The 24,586-nt window shown below is 70.7% G+C and carries 19 protein-coding genes; 7 read left to right on the forward strand and 12 right to left on the reverse strand.

Features of this window, described 5'->3' with window-relative positions; genetic code table 11:
• Nucleotides 1–41 precede the first annotated feature (41 nt).
• Together JOC24_RS12545 and alc are read left to right on the forward strand one after the other, a co-directional pair.
• The gene (locus JOC24_RS12545; RefSeq protein ID WP_205020299.1) at nucleotides 42–986 is read left to right on the forward strand and encodes a LysR substrate-binding domain-containing protein; all 945 of its coding nucleotides are present in this window, start codon (nucleotides 42–44) and stop codon (nucleotides 984–986) included.
• A gap of 70 nt (nucleotides 987–1,056) precedes the next feature.
• Entirely contained in the window at nucleotides 1,057–2,202 is a 1,146-nt protein-coding gene (alc, locus tag JOC24_RS12550) for an allantoicase (RefSeq protein WP_205020300.1), read from the forward strand.
• Between the two features lie 64 nt (nucleotides 2,203–2,266).
• On the opposite strand, the gene pepN (JOC24_RS12555) is transcribed toward alc, so the two are convergent.
• The gene (gene pepN, locus JOC24_RS12555) at nucleotides 2,267–4,843 is read right to left on the reverse strand and encodes an aminopeptidase N (protein ID WP_205020301.1); all 2,577 of its coding nucleotides are present in this window, start codon (nucleotides 4,841–4,843) and stop codon (nucleotides 2,267–2,269) included.
• Between the two features lie 112 nt (nucleotides 4,844–4,955).
• On the opposite strand from pepN (JOC24_RS12555), the gene JOC24_RS12560 reads away from it, so the two are divergent.
• A complete protein-coding gene (locus JOC24_RS12560) occupies nucleotides 4,956–5,477 on the forward strand; it encodes a DUF1203 domain-containing protein (RefSeq protein WP_205020302.1) in 522 nt (173 codons plus the stop codon).
• Between the two features lie 96 nt (nucleotides 5,478–5,573).
• Here JOC24_RS12560 and JOC24_RS12565 read toward each other — a convergent pair whose 3' ends face one another.
• The 4 genes from JOC24_RS12565 to pepN (JOC24_RS12580) all read right to left on the reverse strand — a co-directional run bounded on the left by JOC24_RS12565 (nucleotide 5,574) and on the right by pepN (JOC24_RS12580) (nucleotide 14,010).
• Nucleotides 5,574–6,602 carry an aspartate-semialdehyde dehydrogenase gene (locus JOC24_RS12565; protein ID WP_205020303.1) on the reverse strand — a complete coding sequence of 343 codons (1,029 nt, stop codon included), beginning with the start codon at nucleotides 6,600–6,602 and terminating at the stop codon, nucleotides 5,574–5,576.
• 185 nt (nucleotides 6,603–6,787) lie between these two features.
• Nucleotides 6,788–10,096, reverse strand: coding sequence for a S8 family serine peptidase (locus JOC24_RS12570; RefSeq protein WP_239580321.1), 3,309 nt, complete (start codon nucleotides 10,094–10,096; stop codon nucleotides 6,788–6,790).
• 143 nt (nucleotides 10,097–10,239) lie between these two features.
• On the reverse strand, nucleotides 10,240–11,250 hold the full coding sequence (locus JOC24_RS12575) for a hypothetical protein (RefSeq protein ID WP_205020305.1): 1,011 nt from the start codon (nucleotides 11,248–11,250) through the stop codon (nucleotides 10,240–10,242).
• A gap of 171 nt (nucleotides 11,251–11,421) precedes the next feature.
• Complete coding sequence (gene pepN, locus JOC24_RS12580) at nucleotides 11,422–14,010, reverse strand: aminopeptidase N (protein WP_205020306.1); 2,589 nt, start codon at nucleotides 14,008–14,010, stop codon at nucleotides 11,422–11,424.
• Between the two features lie 132 nt (nucleotides 14,011–14,142).
• On the opposite strand from pepN (JOC24_RS12580), the gene JOC24_RS12585 reads away from it, so the two are divergent.
• Nucleotides 14,143–14,793 (forward strand): mycothiol-dependent nitroreductase Rv2466c family protein, encoded by a 651-nt coding sequence (locus JOC24_RS12585; RefSeq protein WP_205020307.1) that lies wholly within the window; start codon nucleotides 14,143–14,145, stop codon nucleotides 14,791–14,793.
• Between the two features lie 49 nt (nucleotides 14,794–14,842).
• On the opposite strand, the gene JOC24_RS12590 is transcribed toward JOC24_RS12585, so the two are convergent.
• The 3 genes from JOC24_RS12590 to JOC24_RS12600 all read right to left on the reverse strand — a co-directional run bounded on the left by JOC24_RS12590 (nucleotide 14,843) and on the right by JOC24_RS12600 (nucleotide 17,126).
• Nucleotides 14,843–15,115, reverse strand: a complete 273-nt coding sequence (locus JOC24_RS12590; RefSeq protein WP_205020308.1) for a DUF3253 domain-containing protein — start codon at nucleotides 15,113–15,115, stop codon at nucleotides 14,843–14,845.
• 207 nt (nucleotides 15,116–15,322) lie between these two features.
• Nucleotides 15,323–15,964, reverse strand: coding sequence for a superoxide dismutase (locus tag JOC24_RS12595; RefSeq protein ID WP_124282381.1), 642 nt, complete (start codon nucleotides 15,962–15,964; stop codon nucleotides 15,323–15,325).
• A 97-nt stretch (nucleotides 15,965–16,061) separates the two neighbouring features.
• Entirely contained in the window at nucleotides 16,062–17,126 is a 1,065-nt protein-coding gene (locus JOC24_RS12600) for a glycerophosphodiester phosphodiesterase family protein (RefSeq protein WP_205020309.1), read from the reverse strand.
• Here JOC24_RS12600 and JOC24_RS12605 point away from each other — a divergent pair.
• The gene (locus JOC24_RS12605) at nucleotides 17,125–17,727 is read left to right on the forward strand and encodes a GNAT family N-acetyltransferase (RefSeq protein WP_205020310.1); all 603 of its coding nucleotides are present in this window, start codon (nucleotides 17,125–17,127) and stop codon (nucleotides 17,725–17,727) included. The genes JOC24_RS12600 and JOC24_RS12605 overlap by 2 nt on opposite strands.
• Here JOC24_RS12605 and JOC24_RS12610 read toward each other — a convergent pair.
• From JOC24_RS12610 to JOC24_RS12620, 3 genes are all read right to left on the reverse strand, one after another.
• Nucleotides 17,715–18,362 carry a CatB-related O-acetyltransferase gene (locus JOC24_RS12610; RefSeq protein WP_205020311.1) on the reverse strand — a complete coding sequence of 216 codons (648 nt, stop codon included), beginning with the start codon at nucleotides 18,360–18,362 and terminating at the stop codon, nucleotides 17,715–17,717. The genes JOC24_RS12605 and JOC24_RS12610 overlap by 13 nt on opposite strands.
• 36 nt (nucleotides 18,363–18,398) lie before the next feature.
• Entirely contained in the window at nucleotides 18,399–19,814 is a 1,416-nt protein-coding gene (locus JOC24_RS12615; protein WP_205020312.1) for an amino acid permease, read from the reverse strand.
• A gap of 119 nt (nucleotides 19,815–19,933) precedes the next feature.
• The gene (locus JOC24_RS12620) at nucleotides 19,934–21,331 is read right to left on the reverse strand and encodes an amino acid permease (protein ID WP_205020313.1); all 1,398 of its coding nucleotides are present in this window, start codon (nucleotides 21,329–21,331) and stop codon (nucleotides 19,934–19,936) included.
• A gap of 257 nt (nucleotides 21,332–21,588) precedes the next feature.
• Here JOC24_RS12620 and JOC24_RS12625 point away from each other — a divergent pair, with 257 nt between their 5' ends.
• Entirely contained in the window at nucleotides 21,589–22,182 is a 594-nt protein-coding gene (locus tag JOC24_RS12625) for a biotin transporter BioY (RefSeq protein WP_205020314.1), read from the forward strand.
• Between the two features lie 208 nt (nucleotides 22,183–22,390).
• On the opposite strand, the gene JOC24_RS12630 is transcribed toward JOC24_RS12625, so the two are convergent.
• Nucleotides 22,391–23,836 (reverse strand): amino acid permease, encoded by a 1,446-nt coding sequence (locus JOC24_RS12630; protein WP_205020315.1) that lies wholly within the window; start codon nucleotides 23,834–23,836, stop codon nucleotides 22,391–22,393.
• A 250-nt stretch (nucleotides 23,837–24,086) separates the two neighbouring features.
• On the opposite strand from JOC24_RS12630, the gene JOC24_RS12635 reads away from it, so the two are divergent.
• Nucleotides 24,087–24,575 carry a ribose-5-phosphate isomerase gene (locus tag JOC24_RS12635; protein WP_205020316.1) on the forward strand — a complete coding sequence of 163 codons (489 nt, stop codon included), beginning with the start codon at nucleotides 24,087–24,089 and terminating at the stop codon, nucleotides 24,573–24,575.
• The last annotated feature ends 11 nt before the right edge of the window (nucleotides 24,576–24,586 follow it).

Consider the following 24,586-nt stretch of genomic DNA (forward strand, 5'->3'; position numbering starts at 1 on the left):
GCGGCGCACCGGCATGTCCGGGCGCCGGGTAGGTTTCGGCCATGACCGAGTGGGACGTCAAGAAGCTCCGCATCCTGCGCACCCTTCGTGACCGGGGCACGGTCACCGCCACGGCCGAGGCGCTCCTCATGACTCCGTCGGCGGTCTCGCAGCAGCTCACCAACCTCGCCGGGCAGCTCGGTGTGCCACTGCTGGAGGCACAGGGCCGGCGGGTCCGTCTCACCGACGCCGCGCATCTCGTGCTCCGCCACGCCGAGGCCGTCTTCGCCCAGCTGGAGCGGGCCGACGCGGAGCTGACCGGCTACCTGCGGGGCGAGGCCGGCCAGGTGCGCGTCGGAGCCTTCTCGACCGCCGTGCCCGCTCTCGTCGTACCGGCCGTGCGGCTGCTGGCGGCCGCGGACCGGCCGGGGCCCCAGGTGCGCGTACGGGAGGCGGAGGCGGCCCAGGCGTACGACCTCCTGTCGGCCGGTGAGGTGGACCTGGCGCTCTCCCTGGCGGCGCATGCCCCGACGGCCCGCGACCCCCGCTTCACCCTGCTGCCGCTCCTCGCCGACCCGCTGGACGTGGCGCTGCCCGCCGGCCACCACCTCGCCGGTGCGCCCGCCCTCCGGCTGGCGGACCTCGCCGGGGAGGCCTGGATCTTCGGCGGCTCAGGCCCGTGGTCCGAGATCACCACGGCCGCCTGCGAGGCCGCGGGTTTCGTGCCCGAGCAGGCGCACAGCGCCGCCGGCTGGACGGCGATCCTCGCCATGGTTCGGGCGTCCATGGGTGTCGCGCTGATCCCCCGGATGGTCTCCGCCTCGGACCGGCCGCTTGACGGCGTGGCGATGCGGGTCCTTCAGGCGGACCGGCCGTACCGCCATGTGGTGGCGGCCGTACGGCAGGGCGCCGAACGCGGCCCGGCCGTCGCCCGGGTGCTGAGCGTGCTCCGGGAGGTGGCGACCGCTTCCGACCGGCAGGTTGTCGAGCGGAGCCGAGACCGTTAAGCAGAACTGAAAGAACCGTACGAAAACTTTCGATGGACCTGATCGTCGGTGCGACGGCACTGTGGGTCCCATGCCCACCGACGAGATCCAGCCGGAGCACCGTTCCAGCGACCCGCACGCCAACGACGCGGCCCCCTACGGCGGCGGCGACCCCTACGCCGACTACCGCCCGGGCGACTTCCCCTTCACCGAGCTGGTCGACCTCGCGGACCGACGCCTCGGCGCGGGAGTGATCGCGGCGAACGACGAGTTCTTCGCCGAGCGCGAGAACCTCCTGATCCGCGAACCCGCCGTCTTCGACCCCGAGCGCTTCGGCCACAAGGGGAAGATCATGGACGGCTGGGAGACCCGCCGCCGCCGGGGCGCGGACGCGGAGCACCCCTTCCCGGCCCCCGACGACCACGACTGGGCGATCGTGCGGCTGGGCACGCCCGGGATCATCCGCGGCATCGTCGTCGACACCGCCCACTTCCGCGGCAACTACCCGCAGCGCGTCTCCGTCCAGGCGACGGCCGTGGAAGGCGCCCCCGGGCCCGGGGAGCTCCTCGCCGACGACGTGGAGTGGGAGGAACTCGTCCCGGTGACACCCGTGCGCGGCCACGCCGCCAACGGCTTCGAGGTCACCGGGGGCCGCCGCTACACGCACCTGAGGATCTGCCAGCACCCCGACGGCGGCATCGCCCGCCTCCGCGTCCACGGCGACGTGGTCCCCGACCCGGCCTGGCTCGCCGCGCTGGGCACGATCGACCTGATCTCCATCCTCAACGGCGGCATGTACGAGGACGCCTCGGACCGCTTCTACTCCTCGCCGGCCCAGATCATCCTTCCCGGCACCTCCCGCAAGATGGACGACGGATGGGAGAACCGCCGCCGCCGGGTCCGCGACACGAACGACTGGGTCCGCTTCCGCCTGCCCGCCCAGGGCGCGGTGCGCGCGGTCGAGATCGACACCGCCTACCTCAAGGGCAACGCCGCCGGGTGGATCGGACTCCGGGGCCGCGACGGCGTGAGCGGCGAGTGGTTCGAGATCCTGCCCCGCACCCGGCTCCAGCCCGACACCGTGCACCGCTTCGTCCTGGACACCGAGGCCGTGGTCACCCACGTGCGCCTCGACGCCTACCCCGACGGGGGCGTGGCCCGGATCCGCCTGCACGGCTCGCTGACGGAGACGGGCGCGGCCGGACTGGCCCGCCGCTACGAGGAGTCGACGGCGTAGACGAGCCGAGGAACCGAAAGGGGGCGCCCCCTGACGGAGACGCCCCCTCGCCGTGCGGGTTCCGCTACGCGTTGGCCGCCGCCGCGTCCGCCGCCTGCGCCCTCAGCGCACGCTCCACGCCCGCCCGCGACTCCGACACCAGCCGGCGCAGCGCGGCGCTCGGCCCTGCCGATTCCAGCCAGGCGTCCGTGGCGTCCAGGGTCTCCTGCGAGACCTGGAGGGCCGGGTACAGGCCGACCGCGATCTGCTGGGCCATCTCGTGGCTCCGGGTGTCCCAGACGTCCTTGACCGCCGAGAAGAACCTCTCCGTGTACGGAGCCAGCAGCTCACGCTGGTCCGTCTGCACGAAACCGCCGATGACCGACTCCTGGAGGGAGTTCGGCAGCTTGTCCGACTCGACGACCGAGGCCCATGCCTCGGCCTTCGCCCCCTCGGTCGGCTGCGCGGCGCGCGCGGACGCCGCGTGGCGCTCGCCCGCGGCCGTCCTGTCACGCTCGTACTCGGCGGCGATCTCTTCCTCGTCGAGGAGGCCCGTCGCGGCAAGGCGCTGTACGAACGCCCAGCGCAGCTCCGTGTCGACGGCCAGGCCCTCGATCTCCTGGGTGCCGTCCAGCAGCGACTGCAGGACGTCCAGGTGCAGCGGGCTGCGCGCCGTCGCGGCGAAGGCACGGGCCCACGCCAGCTGGTGGTCACCGGACGGCTCGGCCGCGCGCAGGTGCGCCAGCGTCGCCTCGGTCCACTGGTTCAGACCCGCCTCACGCCACTCCGGGGCGGCGTAGAGGTCGAGGGCCAGCTTCACCTGACGGTGCAGCGACTGCACCACGCCGATGTCCGACTCCTTGCCGATCCCGGAGAGGACCAGCGCCAGGTAGTCGCGCGTCGCCAGCTCGCCGTCACGCGTCATGTCCCAGGCCGAGGCCCAGCTCAGGGCGCGGGGCAGGGACTCGGCGAAGTCGCCCAGGTGGGCGGTGACGACCCGCAGGGACTCCTCGTCGAGGCGGACCTTCGCGTACGAGAGGTCGTCGTCGTTGAGCAGGACGACCGCCGGGCGCGCCGTGCCGGACGGGTACGGCACGGCGGTGCGCTCGCCGTCGACGTCCAGCTCGATCCGGTCCGTGCGGACCAGCTTCCCGGCCCCGTCGAGGTCGTAGCAGCCGATGGCGATGCGGTGCGGGCGCAGCGTCGGCTCGCCCTTCGCCCCGGTGGGGAGCGCCGGGGCCTCCTGGAGGACGGTGAACGAGGTGACGTGGCCGTTCTCGTCCGTCTCGATCTCCGGGCGCAGGATGTTGATCCCGGCCGTCTCCAGCCATGCCTTCGACCAGGTCCTGAGGTCGCGCCCGGAGGTCTTCTCCAGCGCGCCCAGCAGGTCGGAGAGGCGCGTGTTCCCGAAGGCGTGCGCCTTGAAGTAGGCCTGCACGCCCTTGAAGAACGCGTCCTCGCCGACGTACGCGACGAGCTGCTTCAGTACCGAGGCGCCCTTCGCGTACGTGATCCCGTCGAAGTTCACAAGGACGTCGTCGAGGTCCCGGATGTCCGCCATGATCGGGTGCGTCGACGGCAGCTGGTCCTGCCGGTACGCCCACGTCTTCATCGAGTTGGCGAAGGTGGTCCACGAGTCCGGCCACCTCGAGCCCTCGGCGTCCGCCTGGCAGGCGATCGAGGTGTACGTGGCGAACGACTCGTTCAGCCAGAGGTCGTTCCACCACTCCATGGTGACCAGGTCGCCGAACCACATGTGGGCCAGCTCGTGGAGGAGGGTCTCGGCGCGCGTCTCGTACGCCGCGTCCGTGACCTTGGAGCGGAAGACGTACTGGTCACGAATGGTGACAGCGCCCGCGTTCTCCATCGCGCCCGCGTTGAACTCCGGGACGAAGAGCTGGTCGTACTTGGCGAAGGGGTAGGCGTAGTCGAACTTCTCCTGGAACCACTCGAAGCCCTGCCGGGTGACCGCGAAGATGTCGTCCGCGTCGAGGTACTCGGCGAGCGACGGCCGGCAGTAGATGCCGAGAGGAACGGTCCGGCCGTCCTTCTCGTAGCTGCTGTGCACCGAGTGGTACGGGCCGGCGATCAGGGCCGTCACGTAGGTGGAGATGCGCGGCGTCGGCTCGAAGGACCAGACGTCGTCACTGGGCTCGGGCGTCGGCGAGTTGGAGATCACCGTCCAGCCCGACGGTGCCTTCACGGTGAACCGGAAGGTCGCCTTCAGGTCGGGCTGCTCGAAGCTGGCGAACACCCGGCGGGCGTCCGGGACCTCGAACTGGGTGTAGAGGTAGGCCTGTTCGTCGACCGGGTCCACGAAGCGGTGCAGGCCCTCGCCGGTGTTCGTGTACGAGCAGTCGGCGACGACCTTGAGCTCGTTGGCACCCGCCCGGAGGTGCTTCAGCGTGATCCGGGAGTCCCGGAAGACGGCGGCGATGTCCAGGTCCTTGCCGTTCAGCACGATGTCGTGCACCGCCGGCGCGACCAGATCGATGAAGGTCTCCGCACCGGCCTCGGCGGAGTCGAAGCGCACGGTGGTGACGGACCGGTAGGTGCCACCCTCCTGCGCGCCGGAGAGGTCGAGATCGATCTCGTACGCGTCCACGGTCAGCAGGCGCGCCCGCTCCTGTGCCTCTTCGCGGGTCAGATTCGTGCCAGGCACGCGGTCATCTCCTTGCTATACGACGTTTTTGGCCATCCTTCCACGTGGGACGGGGCAGCGCGATGTCCGTTTTCCGCCGGACCGGCGCGGGCCTTCGGGCCACCCTCGGAACATGACCGCTCACGAGGCACGGCCCATCGGGCCCAGCACCCTGGAACAGCTCCGGACGACCGACGACGCCGGACGTCCCTGCGTCCCTCACACGGCCGCGGAGGGCGGCGATCCCCTGCGCTGCTGCCTGCGCGGCGTCGAGGCGGGGGAGCGGGTCGCGCTCGTCTCCTACGCGCCGCTGAGGCGCTGGGCGGCGGAGACATGGGCCCGCCCCGGGGCGTACGACGAACAGGGCCCGGTCTTCATCCACGCCGAGGAGTGCGAGGGCCCCGCGGCGGACCGGACCGGCTACCCGTTCTCCCGGGCGGGCGCACTGCGCGCGGTCCGGCGCTACGACGCGGACGGCGCGATCATCGGCGGCAGGCTGCTGGAGATACCGGCCGACGAGGAGAGCGGTTTCGACGCCGCCTTCGCGGAGGCCTTCGCCGACCCGGAGGTGGCGCTGGTGCACGTGCGGGCGGTGGAGTACGGGTGTTTCCACTTCGAGGTGCGGCGGGGCGGGGCCGGGGTGCCACTCGGATAGCCGCCGTTTCCTGCTCGCGGGCACCGGGGCGGGGCGGGGCGGGCGCGGAAGGGCGGCCCCGGATGCCCGGGGCCGCCCTTCCGTGGACGAGTGGGGTCAGCCCTTGAGCTCCGCCGCCACCAGCTCCGCGATCTGGACCGCGTTCAGCGCGGCGCCCTTGCGCAGGTTGTCGTTGGAGACGAACAGCGCGAGGCCGTGCTCGACGGTCTCGTCGACGCGGATGCGGCCCACGTACGAGGCGTCCTTGCCGGCCGCCTGGAGCGGGGTCGGGATCTCGGAGAGCTCGACGCCCTCGGCGTCCTTCAGGAGCTCGTAGGCGCGCTCGACGCTGATGGGGCGGGCGAAGCGGGCGTTGATCTGGAGGGAGTGGCCGGAGAAGACCGGGACCCGGACGCAGGTGCCGGACACCTTGAGCTCCGGGATCTCCAGGATCTTGCGGGACTCGTTGCGGAGCTTCTGCTCCTCGTCCGTCTCGAAGGACCCGTCGTCGACGATCGAACCGGCGAGGGGCAGCACGTTGAAGGCGATCGGGCGCTTGTAGACGCCGGGCTCGGGGAAGTCGACCGCGTCGCCGTCATGCGTCAGCTTGTCCGCGTCGGCGACGACCTTGGACGCCTGGCCGTGCAGCTCCGCGACGCCGGCGACTCCGGAGCCGGACACCGCCTGGTAGGTGGCGACGGTCAGCGCGTCGAGCTGCGCCTCGTCGTGCAGGGGGCGCAGCACGGGCATGGCGGCCATCGTGGTGCAGTTCGGGTTGGCGATGATGCCCTTGGGGCGGTTCCGGATCGCGTGCGCGTTGACCTCGGAGACCACCAGCGGGACCTCGGGGTCCTTACGCCATGCGGAGGAGTTGTCGATCACCACGGCACCCTGGGCGGCGACCTTCTCGGCCAGCGCCTTCGAGGTCGTGCCGCCCGCGGAGAACAGCACGATGTCCAGCCCGGTGTAGTCCGCCGTCGAGGCGTCCTCCACGGTGATGTCCGTGCCCTCGTACGCGATGGTGGAGCCCGCGGAACGCGCGGACGCGAAGAGCCGCAGCTCGGCGACGGGGAACTTCCGCTCGGCCAGAATCCTGCGCATGACTGTGCCGACCTGACCGGTGGCGCCGACGATTCCGACCTTCACTGGAACTCCCTCACAGATGCGAACGGGCACGGGTTGCCGGTCCATGATGCTTATGTCCATGGCCCCCTTGTCCAATCCATTGTCCGCCTGGCGGACCGGCCGCGCACAGAGCTGTGGGGCGGGTGCCCTTGAGAGCACCCGCCCCACAGTCATGCGGTGTCGTACGGATCACACCGTCGTGACGGCTACGGCGTGACCTTCTCGATCACGACGCTGCCGGTGCCCGCCGCGGTGCCGCGGGTGTTCACCAGCTGGACCTCGCCGAAGAACTGACGGCCCTCGGGGGCCGCTCCGGCGACCACGACCTCGGCGCCTACCTTGGCGGACGCGCCGTTGGCCAGGTTCACGGCCTTCGACTCGTCGACCTTGATCTCGCCGAGCGACGGGGCGTAGTACACGTCCCGGTAGTCGTACTCGGTGGTCCCGGCCGGGACCGAGTAGCCCTCGATGACGATGGTGTAAGTACCGGCCGCCGGCTTCACCAGACTGACGGACTCCTCCGAGCCGGCCGTGGTGGAGGAACCGACCTCGGCCGCACCCTTGAGGACACGCAGGTCGATGTCGGCGTTGGCGTCCGACGTGTTGCCGATGGCGACGTCGAGCTTCTCGACGCCCTCACCGATGGTGACCTCCTTGCGGTACTCGCCGCCCGTGGCGATCGACGGACGCTCGACGTCGGCCGAGCCCAGCGAGCCGCCCTTGAGCTTGCCCTCCAGGTCGCCCGCGTTGTTGGTGACCGTCCAGTCCACCGCGGCCGGGGTGCCGATCTTCGCCTCGTCGATGGTCCGCACCGCCGGGTCGAAGGAGGCGCCGAGCAGCGAGACGTCCAGCTTGTACGGGTTGTCCAGCAGCGGCGACGTACGGCGCGACTCGACCTCGATCTCCCAGACGCCGGGCTGCGGGTCCTTGTAGGAGCGCGTGTCCGGGCGGCAGGTGTTGGCCGGGTTCTCGTAGTTCGGGTAGCAGTAGATCGTGGAGCTGTCCTCCACCGCGACCCCGTAGGGGTGCAGGGAGATGAACCGCGTCTGGCTGCCCGAGCGCAGGGCGCTCATCGCGACCTCGAGGGTCCTGGCGCCCTCCGGGACGTTCACGAAGTACGACGTGGTGCCGTTGCGCTGCACCGAGCCGGTCGTCGAGAACGCGTAACCCGGCTCAACCAGGTCCTTGGCGACGACCACCGTGGAGAGGATCTGCTGGTCAACGCCGCTGGTCCTCGAGTCGTCCACCCGCAGGATCGCGCTGTGGACGCCGGCGGTGCGCGGCTTGGCCTGCACCTTGACGGTGACCGGCTTGCCGAGCGGCAGCGAGACGGTGCTCGAACCGGTCAGGGAGAAGGTGCCGTCGTTGTTCTTCCACGACAGCTTGTGCTTCACGGCCTTGTCCGGACCCGTGGTGCGGGTGACGGTGACGTCGTACGACTTCTTCTGGCCGGTCTTCAGACCGCCCTCACGGTCGTACAGGCCGGTGCCGAAGCCCGGGTCCTTGAGTGCGAAGTCGATCGCGGTGTCGACCGGGGCCTTGACCGAGTACTCGTGCGCCGGGGCGCCCTGCTTCTCGATCTGCTTCCAGGCGCCGACGATGTCGATCAGACCGGAGCCCTGGGCGTGCGCGGGCACACCGTCGATGTGGGTCGCGGTGCTGGTCAGCGCGGTCCGCAGGTCGGCCGGGGGAAGCTCGATGTGCTTCTGCTTCGCGGCGGACAGCAGCAGCGCCGTGGCGCCGGCGGCCTGCGGCGAGGACATCGAGGTGCCCTGCAGCATGGAGTAGCCGGCCGGGAGGGAGTAACCCGCCTCCTTCACCGGACCGCCGGGGAACCAGGTCTGCGTCGTGTTGATCGACGCGCCCGGTGCCGTCAGGGTCGGCGTGAAGCCGCCGTCCTCACGCGGACCGCGCGAGGAGAAGGGCAGCATGTCGTACTTCCTGGTGACGTTCGAGCCGTAGTTGGCGGCCCAGGTCTCCTTGGAGATCGACGCGCCCACCGAGATGACGTGGTCGGCGAGGCCGGGGTCACCGATGGTGTTCAGGCCCGGGCCCTCGTTGCCGGCCGAGATGACCAGCTGGACGCCGTAGATGTCGATGAGGCGCTTGTAGAGCTCGGCGCGTGCGTTGTTGCCGTCGTTGAGCGGCGGCAGGCCGCCGATCGACATGTTGACGACGTCGACGCCGCGGTTGACGACGAGGTCGATCATGCCCTCGGTCAGCGCGATGTTGGTGCAGCCGCCGGACCAGGTGCAGGCACGGGAGGAGACGACCTTGGCGCCGGGCGCCGCGCCGTTCATCTTGCCGCCGAACAGGCCGTTGGCAGCGGTGATGCCCGCGACGTGGGTGCCGTGCTCGCTCTGGATGACGCCGATGTTCACGAAGTCGGCCTTGGCACCGGCCGCGTCGTGGACGACGTCCTTGCGGGTCTCCACGACGAACGGGATGCGCTCGACGATCTGGGTCGCCGGGTTGTCGGTGCCGAAGTAGGCGACCTGGTGCTTGTCCTTGTACGGCTTGAGCACGGCGTCGTTGCCGAAGTCCGCGTCGTTGTCCAGGTCGACGCGCACGGTGCCGGCGACCGGGTCGTAGAGCACGCCCCACTGGTCGGTGGTGTCACCGTCACGGTTGAGGTCGCCCGCCATGTCGCCACCGCGGGTGGCGGCCTCCTTGAACACCTTGAAGCTGTACGAGCCCGCCGGCGCGGAGTACGTCGTGCCGCCGCTCGTGAACGTCGGGCCGGACACGGACTGGTCCATCCGCAGCCAGGTTCCGTCACCGTCGTTCACGGGGTCGGTCGCCGTCACCCAGTCGACGATCTTGCGCTCGCCGGTGGTGGTCTTCTGCAGCGCGGGGTGGCCGAGGTCGACCCCGGAGTCCAGGACACCGATGGTGATCCCGCGGCCGTCGGCCTTCGGGTGCTGCTTGACGAAGTCGACCGCGCCCGTCTCGAAGGACGGGTTGTACGGGTTCTTCGCCGGGGTGTTCTTGCCCGGTGCCGGGTAACTCCCGGTGGCCTTCGGCTGCTTCGCCCCGGCCGCCCGGTCGCCCGCGGGCGTCGGGTCGTCCAGCTTGATCTCCTGCTTGAGGTCGATGCCCTGGACGGAGGAGAGCTTCTGTGCCGCCTTGATGGTGGCTTCGGCGGTCGCGGTCGGCACGGTCGCCCGGACGTAGCCGAGCTTGTCGTACGTCTGCCCCACCACGGACCCCTTGACGGAGTCCAGCTGCTCGGCGACCTTCTCGGTCGCACCGGGGGTGGTGGCGACCATCATGGTGACGTTCTTCTCGCCCTTGGCCTCGGCCTTCGCCAGCACATCGGCGTCGGCCCCGCCCAGCTTGTCGCCCTTCGCGCTCGCGGCGGCGGGCTTCACCGGGGAGGTCGCCGGGTCGTCGGCCGCGAGGACCGGGGCGGCGCCGGTGGCGGTCAGTGCGGCCGCCAGACCGGCTGCTGCCGCGATACGTACCGCGCGTCTCGCCCCGGGTATGGAGCCGGGGGATTCCTTGGTCATCAGCATCCCTGTATGTGAAAGAAAGAGAGAGTCCGGAATTCGGTACCCGATGACCGCTCAGCCTTTCGTAAACGACAGGGGTTTGTGGAGAGTTGGCGAGGACGAGAACGGGACATGGCGTAGATCCGCCACCGGTGCCATTACGCCACCTACCGGGGCAGGGCCACCACGTACGCGGCCGGTTCACGGTCCTCGGCCGCCATCATCGCCGTACGCAGCACCACCGACAGCTGAGCCGTCGAGTCGCGCAGCTGCTTCGGCGTCACCCGCACCACCGTGACCCCGAGCCGCTCCAGGTGCTCCCGTTCGGCGGCGAAGGCCACGTGCTCCTCCCGGGGCGAGCGGGTGCCCAGTTCGACCGCGACCGCCGGCTCCGGCCAGTACGCGTCCACCCCTCCCAGGGAGCTGCCGCCGGGCAGGGCCAGCTCCACGTTCCACAACGGCTGGGGCAGGGCATGGTTCCGCACCATCTCGTACAGCCGGCCCTCGGCCGCCGCCCGGCCCTCCTCCAGCAACGCGTCGACGGCTTCCACCACGTGCGGGCGGCCCAGCAGCTTGGCCGCGCTCAGTTCCCGTACGACGGAGGCGGGTTCGCACCACCCCTCACGGACCGCCTCCGTCAGGATCCGGCGCACCGTCGAGGCGTCCGTGAGCGAGGAGACCGCGTCCGCCAGGGCGCGCTCCAGCGGAGCGAGCGGAACCCCGCCCCGACGGTGCGGCGTGGGCAGGACGGCGGCCCGGGTCACCTGGACGAACCGGGTCGAGCGCAGCCGCCTGGTGCGCGGCACCAGCACGTCGATCCGGTGCAGCGCGATCCCCGGGGGCGCGGAGGTGAAGCCGTACAGGGCCAGGGCGGCCAGGCCCGTGACCATGGCCTCGCCGTACGCCGCTGCGGACCGTGCCGGCACGGTCCGGCGGGCGCCGGCCGGGGGCCGCCCGGCGTACAGCAGGGCGCCGCGCACCCGGTCGTCGTTCGTGGGCGGAGCCGGGTGCAGGAGGTACACGCCGGGCAGCAGCAGCTGCCACGGACCGCCGGGCAGGCACTGCGCGGCGGTCTGCGCGGCGGTCACGCCGCGGGAGCGCAGCTGCGCGCTGGACTGCACGCGGTGGCTCACCCCGTGGACGGGGCGCGGGGGCAGGGGGGAGGCGTTCTGGGTCATGCCGGGGAGGTTCCCGCAGGCATACGGTCCGATGACCCGTGTTACACGCCCGTCGACATTCCAGGACAAGGCCGTCCTAAAGTACGGCAGTTCGAATGACGAAAAGGGTGGTCGTGGTGGGGATTGTGCGGCGCGCGCCCCGCACACACGTGCGGGGCGCGCGCCGGGTGCTCACGCGCCCGCGTCGCGTTCCTGGCCCCTCAGCACCCGGGCCAGATCGTCCCGGGCCTCCAGGACCAGCCGCCGGAGCGCCGGTGCCGCGTCCGGGTGCGAGGCCAGCCACGCGTCCGTCGCGCTCAGGGTCGCGGGGTCGTCCTGCAGCCCGGGGAACAGCCCCTTGACCACGTCCATGCCGATCTGGATGGAGCGCTCGGCCCACACCCGCTCGATCGCCTCGAAGTACGACGCCGTGTACGGAGCCAGCAGCTCCCGCTGGGAGGGCTGTCCGAAGCCGGCGATCGTCGCCTCGACGAGCGCGTTGGACAGCTTGTCCGACTCCACGACCGCCGCCCACGCCTGCGCCTTGACCGCCGCCGAGGGGCGTGAGGCCAGGCACCGCACGTGGTGCCGCTTGCCGGACGCCGTGTCGTCCCGGGAGAGTTCGGCGTCCACCTCCGGCTCGCCGGCCCTGCCGTGTGCGACCAGCGGGGAGAGGAAAGCCCACCGCAGCTCCTGGTCGACGTCCAGACCGTCGATCACGGCCGAACCGTCGAGCAGCCCGCCCAGCAGCTGGAAGTCCGCGTCCGACGCGGCGGACGCGGCGAAGAACCGGGCCCACGTCAGCTGGTGCTGGCTGCCCGGCTCGGCACGCCGGAGCTCGGCCAGAGCGCCCTCGGCCAGCGCCCGGCCGCCCTCCTCGCGCCAGGCCGGCGCGGCGTAGTGGGTCAGAGCCGACATGGCCCAGGCGTGCAGCATCTGCAGGACGCCGATGTCCGACTCCCCGCCGGCGAAGGACAGCACCAGGGACACGAACTCCCGGGCCGGCAGAACCGCGTCCCGCGTCAGATTCCACAGGGCGGACCAGCACATCGCCCGCGTCAGCGGGTCGGTGATGTCACCTAGGTGCTCGCGCAGAGTGGCCAGGGACACGTCGTCGAAGCGGACCTTGCAGTAGGTGAGGTCGTCGTCGTTGACCAGGACCAGGTCGGGCTTCTCGGCACCGGCCAGCTCCGTGACCACGGTGCGCGGGCCCGCCACGTCGGCCTCGGCGCGGGCGTACCGCACCAGCCCGCCCTCCGGGGCGAGCCGGTACAGGCCCACCGCGACGCGGTGCGGCCGCAGCTCCGGATGGGAGGCCGCGGCCTCCTGGGTCACGGCGAGCTCCGCGATCCGGCCCTCACCGTCGTACGTCACGACCGGCGTCAGGACGTTGACCCCCGCTGTCTGCAGCCAGGCGCGCGACCAGGCGGTCATGTCGCGCCCGGAGGTCTCGGCCAGCACCGAGAGGAGGTCGCCCAGCCGCGTGTTGCCGAAGGCGTGCTGCTTGAAGTAGCGGCGCGCGCCCTCCAGGAACGCGTCCCGGCCCACGTACGCGACCAGCTGCTTGAGCACGGACGCGCCCTTGGCGTACGTGATGCCGTCGAAGTTCAGCTTGGCGTCCTCCAGGTCACGGATGTCCGCCGTGATCGGGTGCGTGGACGGCAGCTGGTCGGCACGGTAGGCCCAGGCCTTGCGGTTGTTGGCGAAGGTGATCCAGCCGTTGGTGAAGCGGGTCGCCTCCACCATCGAGAAGGTCCCCATGAAGTCGGCGAAGGACTCCTTCAGCCACAGGTCGTCCCACCACTGCATGGTGACCAGGTCGCCGAACCACATGTGCGCCATCTCGTGCAGGATGACGTTGGCGCGGCGCTCGTAGGAGGCCGAGGTGACCTTGCCGCGGTAGATGTACTCCTCGCGGAAGGTGACGAGGCCCGGGTTCTCCATCGCGCCGAGGTTGTACTCGGGCACGAACGCCTGGTCGTACTTCCCGAAGGGGTACGGGTAGTCGAAGTGGTCGTGGAAGAAGTCCAGGCCCTGCTTGGTGATCAGGAAGACGTCGTCCGCGTCGAAGTGGCGCGCGAGCCCCTTGCGGCACATGGCGCCGAGCGGGATCTCCAGCTTCTCGCCCCCCTCGGACGTGCGGGTGTAGACGTCGCTCACGTAGTGGTACGGGCCCGCCACGACCACCGTGATGTACGTCGAGATCGGCAGGGTCTCCGCGAACCGGTGGACCTCGCCCTCCTGGGACTCCTCCGCGCCGTTGCTCCAGACCCGCCAGCCCTCCGGCGCCGTCACCTCGAAGCGGTAGGGCGCCTTGAGGTCGGGCTGCTCGAAGTTGGCGTAGACGCGCCGGGCGTCGGCCGGTTCGTACTGGGTGTAGAGGTAGACCTCGCCGTCCTCCGGGTCGACGAAGCGGTGCATGCCCTCGCCGGTACGGCTGTAGGCGCACTGCGCGTCGACCACGAGGACGTTCTCGCCGCCGGCGAGGTCGTCCAGCGCGATCCGTGTGCCGTCGAAGACGGCCGAGGGGTCCAGGTCCTTGCCGTTCAGCGTCACGGCGCTCACGGACGGGGCCACCAGATCGGCGAAGGTCGAGGCCCCGGCCCGGGCGGCACGGAAGCGGATCGTGGTCTGCGAGCGGAAGGTGCGCGGACCGGCCTCGTCGCCCCCGCCGGGATCACCGACGGCGGAACGCAGGTCGAGGGCGACCTCGTAACCGTCGACGGTCAGCAGCTCGGCCCTCTCGCGGGCCTCGTCGCGGGACAGGTTTTCACCAGGCACGGAACACTCCTTCGTGTCTCATTCGAACAACTTTGATGGTCGCATGCGGCGGTCCGGGCCCCCGCACGGGAATGGCGGGCGCGCCCCGCGGTGTTCTGACGCCAGGTGCAGACCGACCTCATGAGGAGAGACATGCCCGAGAACAGCACGGCCGGCAGCAGGATCCCGGCCGATTTCTGGTTCGACCCGCTCTGTCCCTGGGCCTGGATGACCTCCCGCTGGATGCTGGAGGTGGAGAAGGTCCGCGACGTGGAGGTCCGCTGGCACGTGATGAGCCTGGCGGTCCTCAACGAGCCCCGGCTCGACGAGCTGCCCGAGGAGTACCAGGACATGATGCGCACCCAGGCGTGGGCGCCGGTCCGTGTCGTCGTCGCGGCCCGGGAGAAGCACGGGGACGAGATCGTCGGCCCGTTGTACACGGCCATGGGGACCCGCTTCCACAACAAGGGCGAGGGCCCCACCCGCGAGGCGATCGCGGGTGCGCTGGCGGACGTCGGCCTCCCGGCGGATCTGCTGGAGTACGCGGACTCCGACGCCTACGACAAGGAGCTGCGCGCCTCCCACCAGGAGGGCATCGACAAGGTCGGCCAGGACGTCGGCACCCCGGTCATCGCGGTGCCCGGTGCCGACGGCGGGCAGATCGCCTTCTTCGGCCCGGTCGTCACTCCCGCGCCGAAGGGCGAGGAGGCCGCGAAGCTCTGGGACGGCACGCTGCTGGTGGCCTCGGTCCCCGGCTTCTACGAGATCAAGCGGACCCGCACGCAGGGGCCCCTCTTCGACTGACCGGTCCGGCCGGTGCGGGCCCCTGGAACACCGGCCCGCACCGGGCGGGTCAGCGGGTGCGGCGGATACGGATCGGACCGCGGGCCTTAGCCGGGTCGACGACCTGACCACCCTGGGTGATCTCGACCTCGCCGGCGGCGACCAGCCGCCGCGCCGCGCCGCGGGCCGGCTCCATGAGCGCCCGCCAGCCGTCGTCGTCCCCCTCGTGGACCGCCCGCGCGGCGTCGGAGGGGCAGATCGTCGCGGCCGGTCCGCGCTTCTCCAGCAGCTCCAGGATGGCTCGCTCCAAGCGCCGTTCGGTCCGCCGTTCGTCGTCCGTCACCCCGCCAGTCTCGCACCGACGGCCGGTGCGCGGCGGGTGGCCGCGCACGCTTCGCAGGCGCCGGGGGTGATTCCGGCGCGGCGGCGCGTGTCCCGCTCCCATGGGAGAGCCCCCGCGAGTCACGTCCTCGCGGGGGCTCTCCGTTCATCCGCCTGCCGGGTGAAGGCTGAGAAGACGATCACGAGGCAGGACGTCCGGGGTCTCCCGTCAGGGAGCGAGCAGCAGCACGTCCGCGCGCTCCTTGGCGGCGGCGTAGCGCTTCGCCACGTCCTGCCAGTTGACGACGCGCCACATCGCCTCGATGAAGTCCACCTTCTGGTTCTTGTACTGCAGGTAGAAGGCGTGCTCCCAGGCGTCGAAGACCAGGATCGGGACCGAGCCCTGCCCGACGTTGCCCTGGTGGTCGTAGACCTGCTCGACGATCAGCCTGCCGCTGACCGGCTCGTACGCGAGGACGCCCCAGCCGGAGCCCTGCGTGGTCGCCGCGGCCTTCGTCAGCTGGGACTTGAAGCCGGCGTACGAGCCGAAGGACTCGGTGATCGCGTCCGCCAGGTCGCCCACGCCGTCGGCCGCGAGGGGCTCGCCGCCGCCGTCGCCGGTCATGTTGTGCCAGTAGATCGAGTGCAGGATGTGGCCGGAGAGATGGAACGCGAGGTTCTTCTGGAGGCCGTTGATCGCGCCCCAGGCCTCCTTGTCGCGGGCCTCTTCCAGCTGCTCCAGGGTGTCGTTCGCACCCTTGACGTACGCGGCGTGGTGCTTGTCGTGGTGGAGCTCGACGATCTGCGGGTTGATGACCGGTTCGAGCGCCGCGTAGTCGTACGGGAGTTCCGGAAGCGTGTACGTGGCCATGGGTTCGAACCCTCCAACTGCTACCTGGTGGTTATTGCAAGCTGTTCGCAATTGCAGGCTAGCAGGAGGAGGGCCCGAAGGTGATCAGCCGTTCGCCCTAGGACCGGAGTCCGTCGCGCGCGGCCGCCGCCAGGTCGGGGAAGTCGGTCACGACGGCGTCCACCCCCCGGCCGAAGTGGAAGGCGTACTCGGCGAACGCGTCACCGAAGTCGTTCGGCGCGGTGCCCCTCCGGTACTCGGCCGGGAGGTACTGGTTCTCGGCGCGGAAGGTGTACGCCCCGACCTTCAGTCCTGCCGCGTGGGCGTCGTCCAGCAGGGGCGACGGGGGGACCAGGGATGACTTGTCCGGGCCTATCCACCCGGCGTACGAGGCGATCTCGCGCAGCCCCGCGGGCGTCATCATCTCCTTGTACGTCACGGGGTGGCCGTACGGACCGCCGCTCGTCCCCAGCGCCTGCCACAGCGGGAGGCCGAGACGTGCCGCCGCCACCTCACGGAGGCTGGACGGGTCGAACGACTGGACGACGCAGTCGCGTGCGGTCAGCCGGTTGCGGCGGACGAGCCTGATGAGCTCGGGCTCCAGGGGCAGTCCGGCCGAACGGAAGTACACCGGGTGCTTGGTCTCCGGGAAGACCGCGATCCTGCGGCCGTGCTCCTTCGAGAGGGCGCGGGCCAGGTCGACGACCTCCTGGAAGGTCATGATCTGCTCGCGGCCGTCGAAGACGGTGTTGCGGTTGCGGACCAGGGGGAGCCGCTCCACCGCGCGCAGCGTCTTCAGCTCGGCGAGGGTGAAGTCCTCCGTGAACCAGCCCGTGACGGCGCGGCCGTCCACCGTCTTCGTGGTGCGGCGGCCCGCGAACTCCGGGTGCCCGGCCACGTCCGTGGTGCCGGAGATCTCGTTCTCGTGGCGCACCACCAGGACGTGGTCCCTGGTCGGGACGAGGTCGGGCTCGATCCAGTCGGCCCCGGCACGCACCGCGAAGGTGTAGGCGGAAGCGGTGTGCTCGGGCCGCCACCCGGCGGCACCCCGGTGACCGATGACGAGCGGCGCCCTCGCGCCGCCGTGCCGTTCGGTGGCCGCGGCGGCGGGAACCGCCGCCGCGGCGGAGACGGCCGCTGTGGCCAGAAGGATCGAGCGGCGTCGCGGACGAGGTAAGGACATGCGGTCTCCTCGGCAGGCGCGGCCGGAGCCACGCGGGATCACGTCAGGGCGGACAGCACCTTGCCACCTCGTGTACGGCCATGGGTACGGTTCCCGCAGACGACCGAGGAGGCGGGGCGTGAAGCCACGGCAGGACCTGGAGCTACGACCGGGACGGCCCGACGAGGCCGCGGCGTTGACCGCGCTGGCCCTGCGGTCCAAGGCCCACTGGGGGTACGACGAGGCGTTCCTGGCCGCCTGCGTCGACGAACTGACCGTCCGCGAAGGTGATACGGAGGGCGGGCGTACGGCGGTCGCGGAGGGGGACGGCCGCGTCCTGGGCTTCGCGACCCTGTCCGGGGAGCCGCCCGAGGGCGCACTCGGCATGATGTTCGTCGAGCCGGACGCCATCGGCCGCGGCGTGGGCCGGATCCTGTTCGAGCACACCATGGCTCAGGCCGGCCGGCTCGGCTTCGAGGCGCTCACGATCGACGCCGACCCGAACGCCGAGCCGTTCTACACGGCGATGGGCGCGGTCCGGATCGGCGCCACCCCGTCGGGCTCCGTCCCCGGGCGTGAACTGCCGCTGCTCAGAATCGTGTTCGGCGCTCAGCCCGGCTGAGGAGCGGCCGCTTCCAGGTCGTCGACGCTCCCGGACATGATGGTGCGGACGTGCTCGGTGATGTGCTCGGCGGGCCAGTCCCACCAGGCGACGGCCAGGAGCCGGGCGATGTCCGCGTCGTCGTAACGGGTGCGGAGCAGCTTCGCGGGGTTGCCGCCGACGATGCCGTAGTCGGGCACGTCGGACGTGACGACGGAGCCGGCGGCGATGATCGCGCCGTTCCCGATCCGGACGCCCGGCATCACCGTCACCCGGTAGCCGAACCACACGTCGTGGCCGACCACGGTGTCACCTCGGCCGGGCAGCCCGGTCAGCAGGTCGAAGTGGTCGGCCCAGGAGCCGCCCATGGTGGGGAACGGGAACGTGGAGGGTCCGTCCATGCGGTGGTTGGCGCCGTTCATGATGAACCGCACCCCGGTCCCCAGCGCGCAGAAACGTCCGATCACGAGCTTCTCGGGGCCGTAGTGGTAGAGCACGTTGCGGGTCTCGAACGCCGTCGCGTCATCGGGGTCGTCGTAGTACGAGTACGCGCCGACCTCGATGAGCGGGGACGTGACCAGGGGCTGGAGCTGCACCACCCGCGGCTGGCCGGGCATCGGGTGCAGCACGGTCGGATCTGCGGGGAGGGGACTCATGGGGGCACCCTCGCAGAAGGACCGTGCCTCATGCACTCAGTTTTCGGCCGGTGTGCCGCGCTCCGCCCGCTTCTGCCGCACCAGGCCGGTCACGATCAGCAGTGCGGTCAGTGCCCCCGTCGCCAGCAGCTGGTCGCGTGTGTCGGGCTGGCCAAGCATCAGGACGAAGATGCCGACCATGGCGACCAGCGCCACGATCGTCAGGACCGGGAAGAACCACATCCGGACGACGAGCCGGTCCGGGGCCTCGCGCTCCGTCCGCTTGCGCAGGATCAGCTGGGAGACGGCGATGAAGATCCAGACGACCAGGATGACCGCGCCGATCATGTTGAGCAGCCACGGGAAGACGTCGTCGGGACGCCAGTAGCTGAGCAGCACGCACAGGAAGCCGAAGGCCGAGGAGGCGAGCACGGCGTTGCGCGGGACGCCCGAGGAGATCTTGCCGAGCACCTTCGGGCCCTGGCCGCGGGCCACGAGGGAACGCGCCATGCGCGAGGAGCCGTAGATGTTGGCGTTCATCGCGGAGAGCAGGGCGATCAGGATGACCACGTTCATGATCTCCGCGGCACCGCTGATGCCGAGGTGGTCGAGCATCGCGTAGAACGGACCGACCTCGGCGACCTGGGGGTCGTCCCACGGCACGAGGGTCACGATGACCGCCATCGAGCCGATGTAGAAGACCGCGATGCGCCACATCGCCGTACGCACCGCCTTGGCGACGCCCTGCACGGGGTTCTCGGACTCGGCCGCCGCGATGGTGACGGTCTCCAGACCGCCGTACGCGAAGACGGAGGCGAGCAGGCCGATGATCAGGCCTTCGGAGCCGTTCGGCAGGAAGCCGCCGTCCCCGGTGAGGTTCGAGGTACCGGGGGAGTCCGTGTCGGGCAGCACGCCCAGGATCGCGAGGAGGCCCAGTACCAGGAAGAGCGTGATCGCGATGACCTTGAGCGCGGCGAACCAGAACTCGAACTCACCGAAGTTCTTCACGGCGGCGAGATTCGTGCCGAGGAAGACCACCATGAAGAGGGCCACCCAGGCCCACTCCGGCGTACCGGGCAGCCAGCCGGTGACGATCTGCGCGGCGCCGATCCCCTCCAGCCCGACGGCGACGCAGAGCAGCACCCAGAACGACCACCCGGCCGTGAAGCCGGCCCACGGCCCGATCGCCCGTTCCGCGTGGACGGAGAAGGAGCCGGAGGCGGGGTTGGCGGCCGACATCTCGCCGAGCATCCGCATCACGAACATGACCAGCAGTCCGGAGACGGCGTACGCGACGACGATCGAGGGGCCGGCCGCGGCGATGCCGGCACCGGAGCCGACGAACAGCCCGGCCCCGATCACACCGCCCAGGGCGATCATCGACAGGTGGCGCTGCTTGAGTCCGTGGGTGAGCGCGGAGTCGGCGCCGGGGGTGGCGGCGTCCGTGGGGGGCGGCGCGGAGGTCCGGGACATGGACGGGCTCTGTTCACTGGTCGGGACGGGGGGCAGCCCACAGTCTGGCTACGGGTCCCGCCCATGAGGAACAGCTGTCCGCTATACGGTCACCAGGCTCACACAAGGTGCTCACCCGCCTACGGCCGTGCGCGCAGCTCCCGCACGAACGCGACGAGCAGCACCACGCCCGTGGCACCTGCCGACCACAGCACCTGGGGACGGGCCACGTCGTCGGTGAGCATCAGCAGCAGGACGGCCGACAGGCCGGCCAGGGCGACCCAGGTCAGATAGGGGAAGCACCACATCCGCAGCGCCAGGGCGCCCGGCGCCTCCCGCTCCAGCCGGCCCCGCAGCCGCAGTTGTGAGGCGGCGATCAGCCCCCAGACGAACAGCAGGACCGCGCCGACCGAGTTGAGCATGTAGAGGAACACGGTGTCGGGCCACTGGAGATTGAGCAGTACGGAGACGAAACCGAAGGCCACCGAGGCCAGCACCGCACGACGGGGCACCCCGCCCCCGCCGCCCTGTCCGCCCGAGACCCTCAGCAGTCCCCGCGGCGCCTCGCCGCGCTCGGCCAGCGAGAAGATCATCCGGGATGAGCCGTACAGATTGGCGTTGAGCGCCGACAGCAGCGCGACGAACACCACGATGTTCATGATCTGCCCGGCCGACGGCACGCCGATCGAATCCAGGACCTCCACGTACGGGCTGAGCCCGGCCTGCTGGGCGGTCCACGGCAGCACGGTCACGATGACCAGCATCGAGCCGACGTAGAAGAAGAGGATGCGCACCACCGCGCTGCGCACCGCCCGCCCCACGGCGCGGGCCGGATCGTCCGTCTCGGCCGCCGCGATGGTCACGACCTCCAGCCCGCCGAAGGCGAACACCACGGTGAGGACGCCGGAGACCACGCCGTCCCAGCCGTGCGGCAGGAAGCCGCCCTGGCCGGTGAGGTTCGTCAGCCCCACCGGAGCGGTGTCGGGAAGGACACCGAACACCGCCAGCAGGCCGAGGGCCAGGAAGACGACGATCGCGGCCACCTTCAACGCGGCGAACCAGAACTCGAACTCGCCGAAGTTCTTCACGGCCGTCAGGTTGGCCACGGTGAACACCACCATGAACAGCAGTACCCAGAGCCACTGGTCCACCGCGGGCACCCAGGCGTGGGCGATCTGCGCGGCGGCCGTCGCCTCCACGGCGAGCACCACCACCAGCATGAACCAGTAGAGCCAGCCGACGCTGAAGCCGGCCCAGCGGCCCAGCGCACGCTCCGCGTGGACGGAGAATGACCCGGACGCGGGCATCGCCGCCGACATCTCCCCGAGCATCCGCATCACCAGCATCGCGAGCGCGCCCGCGATCAGGTACGAGACGACCACGGCGGGCCCGGCGACCGCGATCCCGGCGCCCGAACCGACGAAGAGACCGGCACCGATCACACCGCCGAGGCCGAGCATCGTCAGGTGGCGCTGCTTCAGACCGTGGGCCAGGGGCTCGGACGGAACGGGGGAGTGCGTGGGGGGCGCGTCGTGCATGAGCTGCGGATCACTCTCGGATCATTTATGGGGAACCTACAGTCTCACGGGATGTCGCCCACTCCCGAACGGAGGGCTGTCCACACCCCCACCTCCGTGACCAGCATCACGTCGATGGGCGATTGCGCAACGCTCTTTGTGTGAACCCAATAAACTCCTCAGCCGCCGCTTTGTGGGCGGCTGATGGTGATCGAGCGATATGGCGTCGGCTAACGTCACCCTCAGTCCGTCCTGCCGACCTCACCCGCGGAGTCCCGATGAGTACTGCTGCCGCCCCCGCCCGTTCCGGAGCGGTCCTCGCCGACCTGCTGCCCGCAGTCCGGCACCGTTACGCCGTGGACACGGCGCTGGTCGTCGGCGGCGCCGTCCTCACCGGCATCGCGGCCCAGATCGCCGTGCCCGTCCCGGGCTCCCCGGTCCCCGTCACCGGCCAGACCTTCGCCGCGCTGCTCATCGGCACCGCGCTGGGTGCCCGCCGCGGTTTCCTCTCCCTCGCCCTGTACGCGATCGTCGGCATGGCCGGGATGCCCTGGTTCTCCGAGGGCACCTCCGGCCCGGGCGGAGCGTCGTTCGGCTACGTCCTCGGCATGCTGCTCGCCGCCACCGTCGTCGGCGGCCTGGCCCGCCGGGGCGGCGACCGGTCCGTCCTGCGCACCGCGGGCACGATGGCGGTCGGCTCCCTCGTCATCTACGCGGTCGGCGTGCCGTACCTGGCGCTCTCCACCGGCATGTCGTTGAGCGCCGCCGTCGCGGCCGGCCTGGTGCCGTTCCTGATCGGCGACGCCCTCAAGGCCGCGCTGGCCATGGGCGCGCTGCCCGCCTCCTGGAAGCTCGTCGGGCGTCGCGGCTGACGCCGAGGCACCACCGGAAAGGCCCGCCGGCCGTACGCACGACACCGTGCCGGCGGGCCTTTCCCGTGCCCGGGACCGTGCCCGTGGAAGCGGTGCGGCCGGCCGGGTGGCGCGGTCATGAGAAAGGCTCTCCCTCCGCCCCGGCTTCGCGGGCGGAGGGAGAGCCTTCCCGGTACACCTGACATCAGCCGTCAGGCACGCGTACCGATCACTCGGCCGGCGCCGACGCCTTCGCCTTCCGGTCGCGCGCGTCGCGCACCAGCGAGATCCCCACGACCAGGGCGGCCACCAGCAGCGAGAGCAGCACCTGCTCGCGCCCGGCGTCGTCGGTCAGCATGTAGACGAGGACGAAGGAGATCATCGCGATCGTCGCCCACGTCAGGTACGGGAAGAGCCACATCCGGACGAGGAGCTTCTCGGGCGACTCGCGCAGGATGATGCCGCGCATCCGCAGCTGGGTGAAGCAGATCACCAGCCACACGAACAGGGCGACCGCGCCGGAGGAGTTCAGCAGGAACGCGAACACCGTGTCGGGCCACTGGTAGTTGAAGAACACGGCGACGAAGCCGAACACGACGGACGAGAGGATCGCCGCCTGCGGCACGCCGCGCTTGTTCACCTTGGTGAACGCCTTGGGGGCGTCCCCGCGCTGTCCCAGCGAGAAGGCCATGCGCGAGGCCGTGTAGAGGCCGGAGTTCAGACAGGACAGGACGGCCGTCAGCACGATGACGTCCATGACCTGGCCGGCGTGCGGGATCCCTATGACGTTGAGTGCCGCGACGTACGAGCCGTCCTCGACGATCGAGGGGTCGTTCCACGGCAGCAGCGTCAGGACGACGAAGATCGAGCCCAGGTAGAAGATGGCGATGCGCCAGATCACGCTGTTGGTGGCCTTGGAGACGGCGCGCTGCGGGTCCTCGGACTCACCGGCCGCCAGCGTCACGATCTCGCTGCCCATGAAGGAGAACACGACCATCAGCACGCCCGTGAGGATGGCCCCGGGTCCTTCGGGGAAGAAGCCGCCGGTGTCCGTGAGGTGGGCGAGGCCCGACCCCGCGTCGTCCGAACCGGGCAGGACGCCGAAGACGGCGAGCAGCCCGACGACGACGAACGCGCCGATCGCCACGACCTTGATCCCGGCGAACCAGAACTCGAACTCGCCGTACGAGCCGACCGAGACGAGGTTGGTCGCCGTGAGGACCACCATGACGATCAGGGCCCACGCCCACTGCGGTACGCCGGAGACCCAGCCCTCCAGGATCTTGGCACCGGCCGTGGCCTCGACGGCGAGCACCACGACCCAGAAGAACCAGTACAGCCAGCCGATGGAGAAACCGGCCCAGCGGCCCAGGGCCTGGTCGGCGTAGGCGGAGAAGGAACCGGAGCTCGGCCGGGCGACGGCCATCTCGCCGAGCATCCGCATGACGAAGACGACCATCAGGCCGACCAGCGCGTACGACAGGAGGATGGCCGGTCCGGCGGCGGCGATACCGGCGCCGGAGCCGACGAAGAGGCCTGCTCCGATCACGCCGCCGATGGCGATCATCGAGAGATGACGGTTCTTGAGACCGGCCTGAAGTCCGTCCGGGGAGTCCGGCTTACCCGGCTCGCCGGGCTGTTTGCCCGGTCCGGCCAGAGTCGTCTGCGACGTCATGGATCGAATCCTTACGTTTTCTGATCACGCGTGTCGGTGTTGCCTCGGCGGGGGTGGTGCGAAGACAAGGCCACGCATTCAAGCCCGACCGGCGCAGAAAACGGAACCCCTTCATCCGGTTCTTTGACCCGATCGTTGCCCGAGTGGCGTTGCACACAGGCACCGGACCCGAACCGGACCTGGGGGAGGGCCCGGTGGGTCCCGACCCCGCTGACCATTACCCCGCCCCGTCCGTGCCACACTTCGCACCATGCGCGTGTACCTCGGCTCCGACCATGCCGGCTTCGAACTGAAGAACCACCTCGTCGAGTGGCTCACGGCCCACGGCCACGAGGCCGTCGACTGCGGTCCCCACATCTACGACGCCCAGGACGACTACCCGCCGTTCTGCCTCCGTGCCGCCGAGCGGACGGCCGCCGACAAGGACGGCCTCGGCATCGTCATCGGCGGCTCCGGAAACGGCGAGCAGATCGCCGCGAACAAGGTCAAGGGCGTCCGCGCCGCGCTCGCCTGGAGCGAGCAGACCGCCGCGCTCGGCCGTGAACACAACGACGCCAACGTGGTGGCCATCGGCGGCCGGATGCACACGGTGGAGGAGTCCACGAAGTTCGTCGAGATCTTCCTGGCCACCCCGTACTCGGGTGAGGCGCGCCACACCCGCCGCATCGAGATGCTCTCGGCGTACGAGAACACGGGAGAGCTTCCCCCGGTCCCCGCCCACCACCCGCAGCAGGGCTGAACGTCCCGCAC

The organism is Streptomyces sp. HB132 (genome assembly GCF_016909575.1).
In the GTDB taxonomy this organism is placed as follows: domain Bacteria; phylum Actinomycetota; class Actinomycetes; order Streptomycetales; family Streptomycetaceae; genus Streptomyces.